Here is a 16,364-nt window from a genome sequence, read left to right as displayed (position 1 = left end):
TCCGCCAACCGGAACAGACGCTTCCGGCACGGGCGTTCGCTATCCGAGCGCCGCCCGCATCATCTTCTCCGCGATCGGCGCCGCGAGTCCGTTGCCGCTCACCTCGGAACGCGCCGCCCCGGAATCCTCGACGATCACCGCGACCGCCACCGCCTTTCCGTCGGCCTCGGCGTACGAGGTGAACCAGGCGTAAGGCGTCTTGCTGTTGTTCTCGCCGTGCTGCGCCGTGCCCGTCTTGCCGCCGACCTCGGCGCCGTCGATCCGGGCGTTGGTGCCCGTGCCGTCCTCGACGACCGTGACCATCGCGCTGCGCAGCTGCTCGGCCGTCTCCGAGGACACGACGCGCTCGGTGTCGGAGTCGGGGTACTCCTGCAGCGTGGTGCCGTCGGCGTCGACGACCTTGGACACCATGTGCGGCGAGGCCATGAGGCCGTCGTTGGCCAGGGCGGCCGACACCATGGCGATCTGCAGGGGAGTGGCCGTGACCTCGAACTGCCCGATGCCCGTCAGCGCCGTCTGCGCGTCGTCCATGTCCTTCGGGTACACACTCCTGGCGGCACGCACGGGGACGTCCTGCTCGGAGTCGTTGAAGCCGAACTTCTCCGCCGTCGCCCGGACCTTCTCCTTGCCGAGCTGCTCCGCCATCCGGCCGAAGACGTTGTTGCAGGAGTACCGCAGTGCGGTGCGGATCGTGGCGTTCTCACACGGCGCGGACCTGTTCTCGTTGACCAGCACCGTCCGGGTGTGCGGCAGCGTGTAGGGCTGGGGGCTGTCGGTCGGCTCGTCCACGGACGAGTAGAGCCCGTCCTCCAGCGCCGCGGCGGCGACCACGAGCTTGAAGGTCGAGCCGGGCGGCAGCGGCTGCCGCAGGGCCCGGTTGACCACGGGCTGGTCCTCGTCCCCGGTGAGCCGCTGCCACGCCTCGCCGTCCGTGGTCCCGCTGATCTCCGACGGGTCGTACGACGGGGTGCTCACCACCCCGAGGATCCGTCCGGTCTTCGGGTCGATGGCGACCGCGGCGCCCTTCTTGTCGCCGAGCGCCTCGAAACCGGCCTTCTGCACCGCGGGGTCGATGGTGGTGAGGACGTCCCCCGGCTGGGCCCGCTTGCCGGTGAGCACGTCCAGGGGGTTCTTCAGCCGGTTGTCCGTGCCGTCGAGCACCTCGCCGTAGATGCCCTCGAGCTGTGTGGCCCCGTACGCCTGCGAGCTGTAGCCGGTGACGGGTGCGTAGAGCGCGCCGTCCGTGTACGTGCGCTTGTAGGCGAGATCGCCTCCCTTCGTCCGCTGCGAGCCGGTGACCGGGGAGCCGGCCACGACGATGTCGCCGAGCGGCTGCGCGTACTGCGCGATGGTGTTCCGCCGGTTGTGCTTGTCGTCCGCGAGGGCCTTGGCCTCGTAGCCCTGCACCCAGGTCGCCCGCAGCAGCAGGGCGAACACCAGGAGCAGGCTGAAGACCGCGGCGCGCCTGATCGTCTTGTTCATCCCGCAGAAGGACGAGCGGTACGGAGAGCTTCGTTCCGGATCGGCCGGTTTCTCACCGGATCCTCATCCGGAGCCTCATCCGGGTCCTCGTCCGGTTCGCATCCGGCCGGGAAGCCGCGCGCCGGGGCCCGGTGGGGAATCCGTCCGGCCCGGTCCGCCCGCACGCGGGTGCGTGCGGCCCGGAGCGGGGGCCCGCCGGTCTCAGCCGTCGAGCCGCAGCAGCAGTTCCTCGGTCTCCTCGCCCCGTGCGTGGGCGAAGCCGCTGTCCCGGCCGGTCACGGTGAACCCGCACTTGGCCAGCACCCGCAGGGAACCGGCGTTGTCGGCGGCCGCGCGGGCGTGCAGCGGGCGTTCCGGTACGAGCAGCAGCAGGGCGCGCAGCGCGGCGGTGGCCACGCCGCGCCCCCACTGGGCGCGGTCGATCCAGTACGTCACCTCGCGCTCGCCGGGCGGCCCGTACACGGCGGCGTGCCCCGCCACGGTCCCGTCGACGAGGACGGTGCGGTTGACGGCGTCCGTGCGCAGGATCCGCTCCCAGTGGGCGTCGAACCGGGCCCGGTCGCCCGGGTCCTCGGCGGTGAACGCTGCCATCCGCACGGCTTCCGGGTCCTGCATCAGGGTGAAGAGGACGTCGAGGTCGGAGGGCCGGACCTCGCGGAGGGCGACCTCCGTTCAGAGCCTCCGCGTGGCGAGCGCCAGCCGGTCCCGCGCGTCGAACAGCGCGTCCTTGATCATCTGTTCGTGGGCGGGCGTCAGCCGGGCCACCGGCACCGAGCAACTGATCGCGTCCCGGGCGGGGGTGCGGTACGGGATGGCGACGCCGAAGCAGCGCAGCCCCAGCGTGTTCTCCTCCCGGTCCACGGCGTAGCCCTGCTCGCGGATCTGCCGCAGCTCCTCGATCAGCTGCTCCCGGTCGGTGAGGGTGTGCTCGGTGAGCGAGGGCAGCGTCTCCGGGAGCATCTTCCGTACCTGCTCGTCGCTGTGGGTCGCGAGCAGCGCCTTGCCGAGCGAGGTGGAGTGGGCGGGCAGCCGGCGGCCGACACGGGTGAAGGGCCGCAGATAGTGCTGCGACTGGCGGGTCGCGAGGTACACCACGTTCGTGCCGTCGAGCCGGGCCAGATGGATCGTCTCCGTGGTGTCGTCCGAGAGCCGGTCCAGCGTGGGGCGGGCCACCGCGACGACCTCGTCGCCGTCGATGTACGAGGTGCCCACGAGCAGGGCCCGTACGCCGATGCCGTAGCGGGTGCCGGTCGCGTCCGTCTCCACCCAGCCGAGCTCGACGAGGGTGCGGAGCAGCATGTACAGGCTGGACTTCGGATAGCCGACGGCCTCCTGGACGGCGGCCAGCGAGTGCATTCCGGGGCGGCCCGCGAAGTACTCGAGCAGTTCCACCGTCCGCACCGCGGATTTGACCTGCGCCCCACCCTGGTCGGCAGTTGCCATGGCCCTCCACCCTTCTTGACCGCGCAGAACGCCCGGAAATAGAGTCACCGACGACCCCACTATTCATCATCGGGAACCTTGTTCAGAATACCGAACAACTTGGGGAAGGAAGCCGCGGTGGGAGCAGCACCAGTCTGGAGTGTGGACCCCCGAACCGGGAAGCCGCGCGAGCAGGTTGCGGTCGAGGCCACAGCGGAGGAGGTCGACCGCGCGGTGCGGGCAGCGGAGGCCGCCCGGGCCGCCCTGGGCGACCGCACGGCCCGGGCCGCCCTGCTGCGGACCGCCGCGGACCTCCTGGACGAGTCGGGCCGGCACGTCATCGAGGCCGCCGACGCCGAGACCGCACTCGGCCCCGTCCGGCTGACCGGCGAACTCGCCAGGACCACCGCCCAGTTGCGGGCCTTCGCCGACGTGGTCGACGAGGGCTCCTTCCTGGACGTCCGCATCGACCACGCCGACCCCGCACGCACCCCGCCGTGGCCCGACCTGCGCCGCTGGAAGATCCCGCTCGGCGTCGTCGCCGTCTACGCGGCGAGCAACTTCCCGCTCGCCTTCTCCGTGCCGGGCGGCGACACCGCCAGCGCCCTCGCCGCCGGCTGCCCCGTGGTCGTCAAGGCCCACCCGGACCACCCGGCGACCTCCGAGCTCTGCGCGGCACTGCTCCGCGCGGCCGCCCGGCGGACCGGGCTGCCCGAGGACGTCGTGGTGCTGGTCCACGGTTTCGAGGCGGGCGTGGAGCTGGTGGGCCATCCGCTCGTCGCCGCCGCCGGGTTCACCGGCTCGGTGCGCGGCGGACGGGCCCTCTTCGACGCGGCCGCCGCCCGCCCGGTGCCCATCCCCTTCCACGGGGAACTCGGCTCCCTCAACCCCGTCGTGATCACGGAGGCGGCGGCCGCCGAGCGTGCCGAGGCCATCGGCGGCGGGCTGGCCGGCTCGATGACCCTGGGGGAGGGGCAGTTCTGCACCAAGCCCGGATTCGTCCTCGCCCCCGCCGGCGACGCGGGCGACCGGCTGCTGAAGTCCCTGACCGCAGCGGTGAGCGAGACCGACCCCGGGGTGATGCTCGACCACCGCATGCGCGACGCGTTCATCGCGGGCGTCGGCGAGCGGGCCGGACTGGAGGGCGTGGAGTCGCCCGTCACCCCCGGCGCCTGCGGCGACCACAGCGTCAGCGCGGGCTTCCTGACCGTGCCGGCGCGGCGGCTGGCCGAGGAGGGACCGCACGACCTGCTGCTGGAGGAGTGCTTCGGCCCCGTCACGGTCGTCGCCCGCTACGAGGACACGGACGAGGTCGAGGCGGTGCTGTCCCGCCTGCCCGGCAATCTCACCGCCACGCTGCACGTCTCCGAGGAGGAGGCCCAGGGCTCCGCCGCGGAACTGCTCGGCTCGCTCACCGCCCTCGCCGGCCGGGTCCTCGTCGACGGCTGGCCCACCGGGGTCGCCGTCGCCCCCGCCCAGCACCACGGCGGCCCCTACCCGGCCACCACGTCCACCTCCACCTCGGTCGGCGCGACCGCGATCGAGCGCTGGCTGCGGCCCGTCACCTACCAGTCGGCGCCGTCCGCGCTGCTCCCGCCCGAGCTGCGCGACGGCAATCCGCTGGGGCTGCCGCGACAGGTCGACGGACGCCCGGAGCCTCTGCGAGGCTGACCCGGTGACCGACGAGATGGCCCTGCCGGAACTCCCCTTCCCCCTGCGTCCCTACGGCCCCGACGCGGACTGGTCGTACGAGAACGGGATGCTCACCGGCTGGGCGGGCGCACGGCAGGACCGCTTCGTGCCGCCCACCGGTGAGGCCCTGGAGCCGGTCTCCGACGCGCCGCGGCTGCTCGGCGCGCCGGAGGGCGACTTCCAGCTGATCGCCCGGGTGAAGGTCGGCTTCGGGGCCGCCTTCGACGCGGGTGTGCTCTATCTGCACGTGGCCGAGCGGCAATGGGCCAAGCTCTGTCTGGAACTGTCCCCGGACCGGCCGACGATCTGCACCGTCGTCACCCGCGGGCACTCCGACGACGCCAACTCCTTCGTGCTGGAGGGCGACAGCGCCTGGCTGCGGATCAGCCGCACCGGTGGCGCCTTCGCGTTCCACGCCTCCGCCGACGGGCAGCGCTGGACCTTCGTCCGGATCTTCACCCTCGGCAGCGGCGAGGAGGCCGCTGCCGCGCTCGTCGGCTTCATGGCCCAGTCGCCCGTCGGCGAGGGCTGCGTCGTCACCTTCGACCGCATCGAGTACCGGCCCGCGTGGCCGGACGGCCTGCGCGACGGCTCCTGATCCGCCGGCCGTCCGGCCCGGCCTCCGCCACGGCGCACCTGCCGGGCCCGCGCGGGCGGGCCCGGTCCCGGTGCCCGGGCCCGTCCGGGGGGAATGAACCGCTGCCCGCCGGCGTTGAGCGGCTCGGCGGAAGGACCCTTCCGTGCCCGTACGGAAGACGTCCGGAACCCGGCCGAGAGAGAGCGGTAAGAGACCCATGCGCGTCGAGATCTGGAGCGACATCGCCTGCCCCTGGTGCTACGTGGGGAAGGCGCGCTTCGAGCAGGGCCTCGCGGCCTTCGCCCACCGGGACGACGTCGAGGTCGTGCACCGCTCCTTCGAGCTCGACCCCCACCGCGCCAGGCGCGACACCGTCCCCGTGGTGGAGTCGATCGCCAGGAAGTACGGCCGCACGCTCGACGAGGCCCGCGCCATGGAGGAGCACGTCGCCTCCGCCGCGCGCGCCGAGGGACTCGGGTACCGCACCGAGGGGCGCGACCAGGGCAACACCTTCGACATCCACCGGCTGCTCCATCTGGCCAAGGCCCGCGGCCTCCAGGAGGAGCTCCTGGACCTCGCCTACCGGACGAACTTCGCCGAGGAGCGGTCCGTGTTCGACCCCGAGGTGCTGATCGGGCTCGCGGTCGAGGCGGGGCTGGACGAGGACGAGGCCCGTGCGGTCCTCGCCGACGAGGACGCGTACGCGGAGGACGTGCGGGCCGACGAGCGGGAGGCCGCCGAACTCGGCGCGAGCGCCGTGCCGTTCTTCGTGCTCGACCGCCGCTACGGCGTCTCCGGCGGCCAGCCGGCCGAGGTGTTCACCCAGGCCCTGGAGCAGGCGTGGCAGGGCCGCAGGATCATCCCCGTCGTCACCCCGCCCGCCCCCGCGGGCGGTGCCTGCGACGACGGCGCCTGCGAGGTCCCTCCGCGGGGCTGACCGCCGACCGCGGGAGTGGTCACCGCCGCCGGAACGATCACCCGGCGCGGCCGGGCGCGCCGTAGGGTACGGAGCCATGGACACCCTGGGAGGCGCCGAGTTCGCGCCCACGTCGACGTATCTGAACACCTCCACCTGCGGTCTGTGGCCGAGGCGCTCGGTGGAGGCCGTCGGGGAGCTCGCTCAGGAGATCGCCGCGGGCCGCCCGGAGGGCTCGGGGAGCACCGCCGCCGTCGAGGCGGCCCGGGGTTCCTTCGCCCGACTGATGGGTGTGGCCTCGGACCGGGTCGCGCTGGGCGGCTCGGTCGCCGTCCATGTGGGGCTCATCGCGGCCTCCCTCCCTGCCGGGGCCGAAGTCGTGGTCCCCGAGGGCGAGTTCAGCTCCATGGTCACCCCCTTCACCACGCGCGACCTGAAGGTGCGGTACGCCCCGCTCGACGCGCTCGCCGAGGCGGTGGGCCCCGGCACCGCGCTGGTGGCCCTGTCCGCCGTGCAGTCTGCCGACGGCCGGATCGCGGACCTGCCGGCGGTGCGCGCCGCCGCCGCCGCGCACGGAGCGCGCGTCCTGCTGGACGCCAGCCAGGCGGCCGGCTGGCTGCCGCTGGACGCCGGGCAGTTCGACTACACGGTCACGGGCGGGTTCAAGTACCTGCTGTGCCCGCGCGGCGCCTCCTTCCTCACCGTGACCGAGGACGCCCAGGAGTCGCTGGTCCCGGTGCACGCCGGACTGTTCGCGGCCGAGGACCCGGAGGGGAGCACGTACGGACCCGTCGAGCGGTTCGCCCGTTCCGCCCGCCGCTACGACGAACCGCCCTCGTTCCTCGCCTACCACGCCGCCGCGCAGTCCCTGCCGCTGCTGGAGGAGACCGGCATCGCCGCGGTCCACGCCCACAACACCGCGCTCGCGGCCCGTTTCCGCGCGGGGCTGGTGGAGCTCGGGCACACGCCGGTTCCCGGCGACTCGTGCATCGTCGCCGTGCCCGGCCTCGGTGGGCGCCGGCCCCTGCTCGCCCGTGCCGGGGTCGTCGTGTCGGCCCGCGCCGGCAATCTGCGGGCCTCCTTCCACCTCTACAACTCGGCGGCGGACGTCGACCGGGCGCTCGACGTGCTCTCGGGCTGAGCCCGCGTGCCGGGGGCCCAGGCGCTCCCGGGCCGATCCTGCGTGACCGGGGGCTGGGCACACGTCCCCCCGGGCCGCTCCGGCGCGCTCGCGGGCCCCGCCGTCCGTGCCGCCGGGCGGGCGCGGCACTCAGCCGCCTCCGCGCAGAGGTTGCCCTCGACCTTGGCCAGCAACCGGCCCAGCTCGGCGCGCTCGGCCGGGTCGAGCCCGGCGAGCGTCAGCTCCTCCAGGGCGCTCCAGGCCCTGCCGACGTCGGCGAGCAGCGCACAACTGCCCTCGGTCGCCTCGACGAGCACGGCACGCCGGTCGGCGGGGTCGGGGCTCCGGCGGACATGGCCGGACTGCTCCAGGCGCTGGAGCATCTTGGTGACGGTCGACGGGTCCAGCTCGGCGGCCCTGATGAGCTCGGCCTGCCGTACGGGCCCGACCTCCCAGAGGTACATCATCACCAGCTCCTGGCCCGGGTAGAGCCCCGCCTGCTTCAGCAGCCTGCCCGCCGCGGCGCGGTGGAGCCGGGCCACCCTGGAGACGGCGTGGCTGACCGGGCCGCCACGGGCGGTGGCCGGCAACTCACCGCTGCGGGCGTCGGGACAGAAGGGGTCGGCCTCCGGTTTCATCGGGCCTCCTGGGTGCTCTTGCTGCGGATGTGACGCGGACCGCGCTCCCGAGGGCGGCGCGGACCGCGTCGACCGTCCCACATCTCCGTACGCCCAGATTACCTTGGTCGGCCAATCAATGCGTTACAGTGGTCGCCGGGGCCAATACTTGGCCGACCAATTGTCCTTTCTCCTGCCTGTCCCTCCGGGAGCCGTCATGACCACCGCCTTCGACCCGATCGACCTCCGCGGCACACCGCTCGCCAACCGCATCGCCATGGCGCCGATGACCCGCAGCCGCGCCTTCGGCCCGGGCCTCACCCCGACCGACTCCACCGTCGAGTACTACGCGCAGCGCGCCACCGCCGGGCTCATCATCACGGAGGGCATCCAGCCCTCCCCCGTCGGCCAGGGCTATCCCGACACTCCCGGGCTGCACTCGGGGGAGCAGGTCGCGGCCTGGCGGCGGGTCACCGACGCGGTGCACGCCGCGGGCGGGCGGATCTTCGCCCAGCTCATGCACGCCGGCCGGATCGGTCACCCCTCACTCCTGCCCGACGGGCTCGTACCGGTCGGCGCCTCCCCGGTGGCCGCCGCCGGACAGCTGTTCACACACGAGGGCCCGCAGGACCTGGTCACCCCGCGCGAACTCACCGCCGACGAAGTGCGCGCCACCATCGGCGACTTCGCCGCCGCCGCGCGCAACGCGGTCGAGGCGGGCTTCGACGGCGTCGAGCTGCACGGCGCCAACGGCTACCTCATCCACCAGTTCCTGGCGCCCAACACCAATCTCCGCGACGACGAGTGGGGCGGCTCCCCCGAGGCCCGCACCCGTTTCGCGCTGGAGGTCACCAAGGCCGTCGTCTCCGCGATCGGTGCGGAGCGCACCGCCATCCGGATCTCACCCACCAACGCGTACAACGACATCGCCGAACCCCTCGAGGAGGCCGAGCTGGCCTACCCCGCGCTGGTCCGGGAGCTGGACGCGCTGGACCTCGCGTACCTGCACATCCTGGAGGGCGGGCCGGGGCTGCGGGAGCTCACCCTCGCCCTGCGCAAGGAGTACTCCGGCACCCTCGTGCTCAACGCGGCGACCGAGGGACCGACCGGGCCCGGTGCGCTGGACCTGATCGACGACGGCGTGGCCGACCTCGTGTCGTACGGCGCGCTGTTCCTCGCCAACCCCGACCTGCCGGCCCGGCTGAGGGCGGGCGGCCCGTTCAACACCCCCGACGTCGCCACCTTCTTCGGCGGCGGGGACAAGGGCTACACCGACTACCCGGCGCTGGGCGGCTGACCGGCGTCCGGGCACGGGGAAGGGGCCGGCCGCATCAGCGGCCGGCCCCCTGCCCGCACCTCACGGCGACCCCACCGGAGTGGGGCCACCGCGCTCCGACGCCGTGTTCCGGAGCGTCCCCCGGAACCGGCCCCGAGCTCACTTCACCGGTGTGAAGTCCCGCGCCCCGATGAACGTCGGGCGCGGCACCGGCGCCGCGAACGGCTCCCGCGCGGCGTTCTCCACGCTGTTGAACACGATGAAGACGTTGCTGCGCGCGTACGGGGTGATGTTGTCCCCGGAACCGTGCATCGCGTTGCAGTCGAACCAGGTCGCCGAGCCGGCCCTGCCGGTGAACAGCCGGATGCCGTGCCGGTCCGCGAACGCGGTCAGCGCCTCGTCCGACGGGGTCCCGGCGTCCTGCATCTGCAGCGACTTCTTGTAGTTGTCCTTGGGCGTCTCACCGGCGCAGCCCAGGAACGTCTTGTGCGAGCCGGGCATGATCATCAGCCCGCCGTTGGTGTCGTAGTTCTCGGTGAGGGCGATCGACACCGAAACGGTCCGCATGTTCGGCAGCCCGTCCTCGGCGTGCCAGGTCTCGAAGTCCGAGTGCCAGTAGAAGCCCGACGCCCCGAAGCCCGGCTTGACGTTGATCCGCGACTGGTGGACGTAGACGTCCGAGCCGAGGATCTGCCGTGCCCGGCCCACCACGCGCTCGTCGCGCACCAGGGCCTCGAAGATCTCACTGATCTTGTGGACCTCGAACACCGAACGGACCGACTGGGTCGTCGGCTCGACGATCGAGCGTTCGTCGGCGCGGATCAGCGGGTCGTTGACCAGCCGGTCCAGTTCGGCGCGGTAGACCTCGACCTCGGCCGGGGTGAGCAGCTCCGGCATCGCGAGGAAGCCGTCGTGTTCGTAGCCCTGGAGATCGGCCGCGGAGATCGGGCCCGGCGTGCCCGGCGGCGACCACACCACCGGGTCCTGCCGGGGGACGGCCGTCTCCTCGGCGCCGCGGGTCGGGTAGAGATCGGTGATCGCGGTGGTCATGGTCAGCCCTCCTCGGTGAGCTTGGGGTCCCCCCAGGCCTCCGGCTCTGGGGGAGGGTAGACGCCGTTCTCGTCGTGGTCCTCCCGTCCGGTGACGGGCGGGTTGAAGACGCAGACGCAGCGGAAGTCCGTCTTGGGGCGCAGCGTGTGGCGCTCGTGACCGTCCAGCAGGTACATCGTGCCGGGCTCGATCCAGTGCGCCTCACCGGTCTCGTCGTTCGTCAGCTCCGCCTCGCCCTCCACGCAGAGCACGGCCTCGATGTGGTTCGCGTACCACATCGACGTCTCCGTACCCGCGTACAGCACGGTCTCGTGGAGGGAGAAGCCGACCTTCTCCTTGGCGAGCACGATGCGCTTGCTCTCCCAGGTGCCGGACTTCGACCTGACGTGCCGGTCGGTGTTCTCGATGTCCTTGAGGGATCGGACGATCACGGTGTGTTCAGAACCTTTCTTTTCCTCGCCGTACGGGTGGGTCGGCGCCGCGGGGGGCGTCAGGCGGTCTCGCGGACGGCACGGGCCAGCGTGCGCAGGCCCTCGTCCAGCTCGTCGGGCGTCACGGTGAGCGGCGGCAGCAGCTTCACCACCTCGCTCTCCGGGCCCGACGTCTCGAGCAGCAGCCCGAGTTCGAACGCCCGGGCGCAGACCGCCGAAGCACGGCTCTTGTCGGTGAACTCCAGTCCCCAGACCAGACCGCGGCCGCGGTAGTGGGCACCGAGGGCGGAGTTCTCGTCGCAGATACCCAGGAGGGCCTGCTCGACCTGCTCGCCGCGGGCGATGGTCTGCTTCTCCATCTGCCCGTCGGCCCAGTACGTGTCGAGCGCGGCGGCGGCCGTGACGAAGGCCGGGTTGTTCCCGCGGAACGTGCCGTTGTGCTCGCCCGGTTCCCAGACGTCCAGCTCCGGGTTGAACAGGCAGAGCGACATCGGCAGGCCGTAGCCGCTGATGGACTTCGACAGGGTGACGATGTCCGGCGTGATGCCCGCCTCCTCGAAGGAGAAGAAGGCACCGGTGCGGCCGCAGCCCATCTGGATGTCGTCGACGATGAGCAGCATGTCCTGGCGCCGGCACAGATCGGCCAGCGCGCGCAGCCACTCGGCGCGGGCGACGTTGATGCCGCCCTCGCCCTGCACGGTCTCGACGATGACCGCGGCGGGCTTGTTCAGCCCGGACCCCTGGTCCTCGAGCAGCCGCTCGAACCAGAGGAAGTCCTGGACCTGGCCGTCCAGGTAGTTGTCGAACGGCATCGGGGTGCCGTGGACCAGCGGGATGCCGGCGCCTGCGCGCTTGAAGGCGTTGCCGGTCACGGCGAGGGAGCCGAGCGACATCCCGTGGAACGCGTTGGTGAAGGAGACGATCGACTCCCGGCCCTTCACCTTCCGGGCCAGCTTCAGCGCCGCCTCGACGGCGTTGGTGCCCGTCGGGCCGGGGAACATCACCTTGTACGGCAGGTCACGCGGCCGCAGCACGACGTTCTGGAAGGACTCCAGGAAGGCGCGCTTGGCGGTCGTCGCCATGTCCAGGCCGTGGGTGATCCCGTCGCGCTCCAGGTAGTCCAGCAGCGCGCGTTTCAGCACCGGGTTGTTGTGGCCGTAGTTGAGCGACCCTGCGCCGGCGAAGAAGTCCAGATAGGTGTGGCCGTCCTCGTCGGTGAGGCGAGCGCCCTGCGCGCGGTCGAAAACGGCGGGCCAACCGCGGCAGTAGCTGCGCACCTCCGACTCCAGGGTCTCGAAGACACTCAGGGCGGGCGGGGTGATGGTCACTGCGTTTCACTCCTGATGTGGGGGTCGGACGGAGCTGGGATGCGGGTCGTGCGGGGGGCGCGCCGGGCAGGCCGGAACCGGCCCGGCGCGGAAGGGGGATCCGGGATCGGCCGGTCCACCGGTCTCAGTCGCCGATGGGGCCGATGCGGTACAGCACCTCGGGCTCGTGTCCCCCGTCGGGGAAGAGCCCGCCGTCGAACAGGACCTCGCGGTCCAGTGACGCGCCGTGCCGGGCCGCGTACGAGGTGAAGAGGCGGTCCGAGGCGGTGTTGTCCGGAGTGACGGTCGTCTCGACCGCGCGGACTCCGCGCGGGACGACGCGGTGGGTGAGCGCGTCGAGGAGCGTGCCGGCCAGTCCGCGGCCGCGGTGCTCCCCGTCGACGGCGACCTGCCAGACGACCAGCACGTCCGGCCGCTCGGGCCGGACGTATCCGGTGACGAAGGCGATCGGCTCACCGTCCGGGCCGCGGGCCACCACGGAGGTCGCGGCGAAATCGCGGCACCACAGCAAATAGCTGTACGAGGAGTTGAGGTCCAGGACCTCGGAGTCGCGGGCGATACGCCAGATGGCGGCTCCGTCCTCCACGCTCGGGCTGTCGATGCTCAATGCGGTGGTCATGCGGATTGAATTTACCGAGCAAATTCGTAAATTGCATCGTGGGAAGGGGTTGGCGGGACTCGCTCCGTGTGTTATCGCGCGAGCGCGCGCCCTGGCGCGAGGTCGGGGTGAACTCTCCCCATTTGACCGGGAGTTATCGGGCAGAAAGACGTTTGTGTGGCGTCTGTCACATGATCGTAACGCCCTCCGAATGGCTCCTGGATCTCGCGGGAACTCATGCGTTTAGGGTCCGGGGAAGCGGGCAGACGAATGCAGGGAGCCGCTCCTGATAAAGCGACTCCCTGCATTCGTTTATTAATGCGCTGTTTATTTTTCGGTGCGGTCGGAGGGAATTAGTCCTGCCAGGCTTCCGAAATCGCGCGACGGGCGCCGGCGACATCCGTTCCGTGGCCGTGTTCACCGAGAGCGGCCCCCAGTGCGGCGAGCGACGAGGACACCACGTCGCGGCTCGCGTCCGCGCCGTAGTGGTTCACCCGGATCATCTCGGCGGACAGCGCGCCGCCGCCCGCGACCAGCGGCACCGACGGGTCGACGGCCAGCGCCTTCGCCACCAGGTCCGCGGCGTCCACGCCCGCGGGCGTGCGCAGTGTCGTCGCCACCGGGGCCGCCTCCCCGGCCTCGTGCACGTACGGGGCCAGCACGCCCAGCGCGAGCACCCCGGCACGCGTCGCCGCGGCCGCCGAGGCGTGCCGCCCCGTCACCGCGTCCAGCCCCTCCGCCTCGACGCGCTCCAGGCACGCCTCCAGCGCCAGCATCTCCAGCTGCGCGGGCGCGTGCAGCAGTGCCCTGCGGCCGCCGTCGATCCAGCGGTCCTTCCAGTCCAGCAGCGACAGGTACGAGCGCCGGGGCGCCGCCGGATTGGCCGCGAAGCGCTCCCACGCCCGCTCGCTGACCGACACCGCCGACACCCCGGCCGGACCGCCCAGCGCCTTCTGCGCCCCGATCACGCACAGGTCCACGCCCCACGCGTCCGGCAGCAGCGGCTCGGCACCCACGGAGGCCACGGCGTCCAGCATGAACAGCGCGCCGTGGGCCCGTACGACCTCGCCGATCTCCGCGACCGGATTGGTGTTGCCGGTGGCGGCCTCCGCGTGCACCAGCGAGACGAAGTCGATCTCCGGGTGCCGCTCCAGGGCCCGCTCGACCTCCTCGGCGGTCACCGCCGTGTGGAACGGCACCTCCAGGTCGACCACCGCGGCGCCGGAGTCGCGCAGCCAGTGGCCGAACGTCTGCCCGTACGGGCCCGTGACCACGTTCAGCGCGGCCGAACCCGGCCGCGCCCCGGCGCGGATGCAGCCCTCCAGCGGCAGCAGCGCCTCCCCCTGGGGGACCACCACGTCCGCCTCGGTGGAGAGGAGGCCGGCGACCCGCCGCTCGATGGCCGCGAAGTGCGCGGCGGTCAGCGGGGTCAGGTCCAGGAACGGATGGGTCACGGCGGTGCTCGCTTCGCTCGGATGGATGTTCGGTGATGTTCTCGGTCGAGGGTAGGCCAGGGCTCGTAGAGTGCTGGTCATGAGCGATCACGCGGTGCTGCATGTCAAGGGGCGGGTGCTCGTCGGGCCGGACGACGCACGGGACGAGATGTGGGTGGTCGGCGGCCGCGTCACCTACCGGCGCCCGGCCTCCGGGGACGTCCGCACCGTCCGGGGCTGGGCGCTCCCCGGCCTGGTCGACGCGCACTGCCACGTCGGGCTCGACCGGCACGGGGCGGTGGACGAGGCGACCAGCGAGAAGCAGGCGCTGACCGACCGGGACGCGGGCACCCTCCTCATCCGCGACGCCGGATCGGCCGCGGACACCCGCTGGATCGACGACCGCGAGGACCTCCCGAGGATCATCCGCGCCGGCCGGCACATCGCCCGCACCCGCCGCTACATCCGCAACTACGCCCACGAGATCGAGCCCGAGGACCTGGTCGCCTACGTGGCCCGGGAGGCCCGGCGCGGCGACGGCTGGGTCAAGCTCGTCGGCGACTGGATCGACCGGGAGGTCGGCGACCTCACCGCGTGCTGGCCGCGCGGCGCGGTCGAGGCGGCCATCGCCGAGGCGCACCGCCTCGGTGCCCGGGTCACCGCGCACTGCTTCGCGGAGGACTCGCTGCGCGACCTCGTCGAGGCGGGAATCGACTGCATCGAGCACGCCACCGGACTGACCGAGGACCTGATCCCGCTGTTCGCCGAGCGCGGTGTGGCCATCGTCCCGACGCTGGTCAACATCGCCACCTTCCCGCAGCTCGCGGCCGGCGGCGAGAGCAGGTTCCCGCGCTGGTCGGACCATATGCGCCGGCTCCACGAACGCCGGTACGACACCGTCCGCTCGGCCTGGGACGCGGGCATCCCCGTCTACGTCGGCACCGACGCCGGCGGCACCCTGCCGCACGGGCTCGTCGCCGCCGAGGTCGCCGAGCTGGTCAGGGCCGGGCTCCCGGTGGTGGACGCGCTCTCCGCGACCGCCTGGGGCGCCCGGAGCTGGCTCGGCCGGCCCGGCCTGGAGGAAGGCGCCCCGGCGGACCTGGTCGTGTACGACAGCGACCCGAGGGCGGACGTACGGGTACTGGCGGCGCCCCGCACGGTGGTGATGCGCGGGCGCGTCGTCGGTTGACGGACCGTGACGCGGGCCGGCTCCGGCTCGTTGTGCCTCTTTCGTGCCGCCTGTCCCCGATGGGTGCGCACCACCCCCGGCCGCCCCGGTGCACGCCCTTCGCGCCCGCCGCCCGGGGGACGCGGGGGAACGTCCGTGCATCGGTAATCGAATGCGAGCGCGGAAACGTCACTTTGGAGTGAACTCACCCCAGGTGTCTGACGGTTCACTCTCGGTGCGTGAGTATTCCGGTGTTCCCGATCGCCGCCGCCGCGCACGAGTCCCTGTCGCGGGCGCGCGGCGACGTCATGTCTCCCGTGGGGGTTCCACCACCGTGAAGAGCAACACCTTCCGCATGCCCGTACGCCGCTCGACGGCCGCCGCGGCCGCGGCAGTGCTGGCCGTCGGGCCCGTGGCGCTCGCCGCGCCGGCCCAGGCGACGGGCGGCGGCGACGGACGGTCGAGCGCGGTCGTCCTCCGGACCGGGCTGGACGTCTCGCTGCTCAGCAACAGTGTCCGGGTGCCGCTGAAGACGTCCCTCAACGAGGTCCAGGCGCCCGCGAGCGCCGAGAAGACCGCGCTGGCCGTCCAGCTCGAAGGTGTCGACCAGGGCAAGCCGTTCAACGTGCTGCAGGCCGAGGTGGCGAGCGCGAAGGCCACCGCGGACCGGGACAGCGCGGAGGGCCGTGTGGAACTCGCCCACGCCGAGGTGCACGTGCCGGGGCTGCCGCTGCTCTCCCTCGTCGAGGTCGGGCAGGTGACGTCCGAGGCGGTCTGCGAGGTGGGGAGGAAGCCGGTCGCCCGGTCCCGTCTGCTCGGCTCGGTCACCGTCCTCGGCCGGAAGACCACGCTCACGACGGGCGGCACGACCGAGGTCAAGGTGCCCGGCGTCGGCGTCGTCACCCTCGACCTGTCCCGTACCGGCACGACCTCGCGCACGGCCGCGGCCACGGCCCTCGAACTCAAGGTCTCCGTCGACCCGTTGAAGCTGAACGTCGCCGAGGTCGACGGGACGCTGACGCTCGCGGAGGCGACCTGCGAGACCCCGTCGGGCGAGCCCGTCGACGAACCGCCCGCCACGACGGCGCCCGACGTCAAGCCGCAGACCGGCGGGGAAGCGGCGAAGCCCCCCGCGACGGACGATCTGGCGGCGACCGGCGGGGACGCGTCGACACCGTGGTTCGCTGCGGGTTCGGTGGTCCTCCTCGCCCTGGGCGGCGGCGCGGTCGCCCTGGCCCGCCGCCGCGCGTAGCC

14 protein-coding genes and 2 pseudogenes are annotated in these 16,364 nt (G+C 72.7%); 7 read left to right on the top strand and 9 right to left on the bottom strand.

What is annotated here, in order from left to right; translation table 11 throughout:
• Positions 1-39: 39 nt before the first annotated feature.
• The 3 genes and pseudogenes from QRN89_RS07660 to QRN89_RS07650 all read right to left on the bottom strand — a co-directional run bounded on the left by QRN89_RS07660 (position 40) and on the right by QRN89_RS07650 (position 2,925).
• Positions 40-1,482 carry a peptidoglycan D,D-transpeptidase FtsI family protein gene (locus QRN89_RS07660; RefSeq protein ID WP_290348586.1) on the bottom strand — a complete coding sequence of 481 codons (1,443 nt, stop codon included), beginning with the start codon at positions 1,480-1,482 and terminating at the stop codon, positions 40-42.
• Positions 1,483-1,683: 201 nt separating this feature from the next.
• Positions 1,684-2,151: pseudogene (locus QRN89_RS07655) on the bottom strand (GNAT family N-acetyltransferase); the annotation flags it as partial.
• Positions 2,152-2,154: 3 nt separating this feature from the next.
• Complete coding sequence (locus QRN89_RS07650) at positions 2,155-2,925, bottom strand: IclR family transcriptional regulator (protein WP_290348585.1); 771 nt, start codon at positions 2,923-2,925, stop codon at positions 2,155-2,157.
• A gap of 117 nt (positions 2,926-3,042) precedes the next feature.
• Here QRN89_RS07650 and QRN89_RS07645 point away from each other — a divergent pair, with 117 nt between their 5' ends.
• The 4 genes from QRN89_RS07645 (at position 3,043) to QRN89_RS07630 (ending at position 7,230) form a co-directional block, all read left to right on the top strand.
• Positions 3,043-4,575: an aldehyde dehydrogenase (NADP(+)) gene (locus tag QRN89_RS07645; protein ID WP_290348584.1), complete on the top strand. Its 1,533-nt coding sequence runs from the start codon at positions 3,043-3,045 to the stop codon at positions 4,573-4,575.
• 16 nt (positions 4,576-4,591) lie between these two features.
• A complete protein-coding gene (locus QRN89_RS07640; protein ID WP_290353615.1) occupies positions 4,592-5,194 on the top strand; it encodes a DUF1349 domain-containing protein in 603 nt (200 codons plus the stop codon).
• 196 nt (positions 5,195-5,390) lie between these two features.
• Positions 5,391-6,110, top strand: a complete 720-nt coding sequence (locus QRN89_RS07635; protein WP_290348583.1) for a DsbA family oxidoreductase — start codon at positions 5,391-5,393, stop codon at positions 6,108-6,110.
• A gap of 76 nt (positions 6,111-6,186) precedes the next feature.
• Positions 6,187-7,230 carry an aminotransferase class V-fold PLP-dependent enzyme gene (locus tag QRN89_RS07630; protein ID WP_290348582.1) on the top strand — a complete coding sequence of 348 codons (1,044 nt, stop codon included), beginning with the start codon at positions 6,187-6,189 and terminating at the stop codon, positions 7,228-7,230.
• A gap of 110 nt (positions 7,231-7,340) precedes the next feature.
• Here the strand turns inward: QRN89_RS07630 and QRN89_RS07625 are convergent.
• Positions 7,341-7,847, bottom strand: a pseudogene (locus QRN89_RS07625) (MarR family winged helix-turn-helix transcriptional regulator); the annotation flags it as partial.
• Positions 7,848-8,043: 196 nt separating this feature from the next.
• Between QRN89_RS07625 and QRN89_RS07620 the strand changes: the two are divergent.
• Entirely contained in the window at positions 8,044-9,123 is a 1,080-nt protein-coding gene (locus tag QRN89_RS07620) for an alkene reductase (RefSeq protein ID WP_290348581.1), read from the top strand.
• A gap of 138 nt (positions 9,124-9,261) precedes the next feature.
• Here the strand turns inward: QRN89_RS07620 and thpD are convergent, their stop codons facing one another.
• The 5 genes from thpD to QRN89_RS07595 all read right to left on the bottom strand — a co-directional run bounded on the left by thpD (position 9,262) and on the right by QRN89_RS07595 (position 13,963).
• Complete coding sequence (gene thpD, locus QRN89_RS07615; protein ID WP_290348580.1) at positions 9,262-10,152, bottom strand: ectoine hydroxylase; 891 nt, start codon at positions 10,150-10,152, stop codon at positions 9,262-9,264.
• A gap of 2 nt (positions 10,153-10,154) precedes the next feature.
• A complete protein-coding gene (locus QRN89_RS07610) occupies positions 10,155-10,583 on the bottom strand; it encodes an ectoine synthase (RefSeq protein ID WP_290348579.1) in 429 nt (142 codons plus the stop codon).
• A gap of 59 nt (positions 10,584-10,642) precedes the next feature.
• Entirely contained in the window at positions 10,643-11,911 is a 1,269-nt protein-coding gene (ectB, locus tag QRN89_RS07605) for a diaminobutyrate--2-oxoglutarate transaminase (RefSeq protein WP_290348578.1), read from the bottom strand.
• 124 nt (positions 11,912-12,035) lie between these two features.
• On the bottom strand, positions 12,036-12,530 hold the full coding sequence (gene ectA, locus QRN89_RS07600; protein WP_290348577.1) for a diaminobutyrate acetyltransferase: 495 nt from the start codon (positions 12,528-12,530) through the stop codon (positions 12,036-12,038).
• Between the two features lie 332 nt (positions 12,531-12,862).
• Positions 12,863-13,963 carry a pyridoxal-phosphate-dependent aminotransferase family protein gene (locus tag QRN89_RS07595; protein WP_290348576.1) on the bottom strand — a complete coding sequence of 367 codons (1,101 nt, stop codon included), beginning with the start codon at positions 13,961-13,963 and terminating at the stop codon, positions 12,863-12,865.
• 79 nt (positions 13,964-14,042) lie between these two features.
• Here QRN89_RS07595 and QRN89_RS07590 point away from each other — a divergent pair, with 79 nt between their 5' ends.
• Both QRN89_RS07590 and QRN89_RS07585 read left to right on the top strand, forming a co-directional pair.
• Entirely contained in the window at positions 14,043-15,131 is a 1,089-nt protein-coding gene (locus QRN89_RS07590) for an amidohydrolase family protein (RefSeq protein WP_290348575.1), read from the top strand.
• Positions 15,132-15,444: 313 nt separating this feature from the next.
• Positions 15,445-16,362 carry an SCO1860 family LAETG-anchored protein gene (locus tag QRN89_RS07585; RefSeq protein ID WP_290348574.1) on the top strand — a complete coding sequence of 306 codons (918 nt, stop codon included), beginning with the start codon at positions 15,445-15,447 and terminating at the stop codon, positions 16,360-16,362.
• Positions 16,363-16,364: the final 2 nt, after the last annotated feature.

It is taken from the genome of Streptomyces sp. HUAS CB01, from assembly GCF_030406905.1.
Taxonomy (GTDB): Bacteria; Actinomycetota; Actinomycetes; order Streptomycetales; family Streptomycetaceae; genus Streptomyces; species Streptomyces chengbuensis.
The sequence above is the reverse complement of the archived record's forward strand: the minus strand, read 5'-3'. Positions and strand labels throughout refer to the sequence as shown.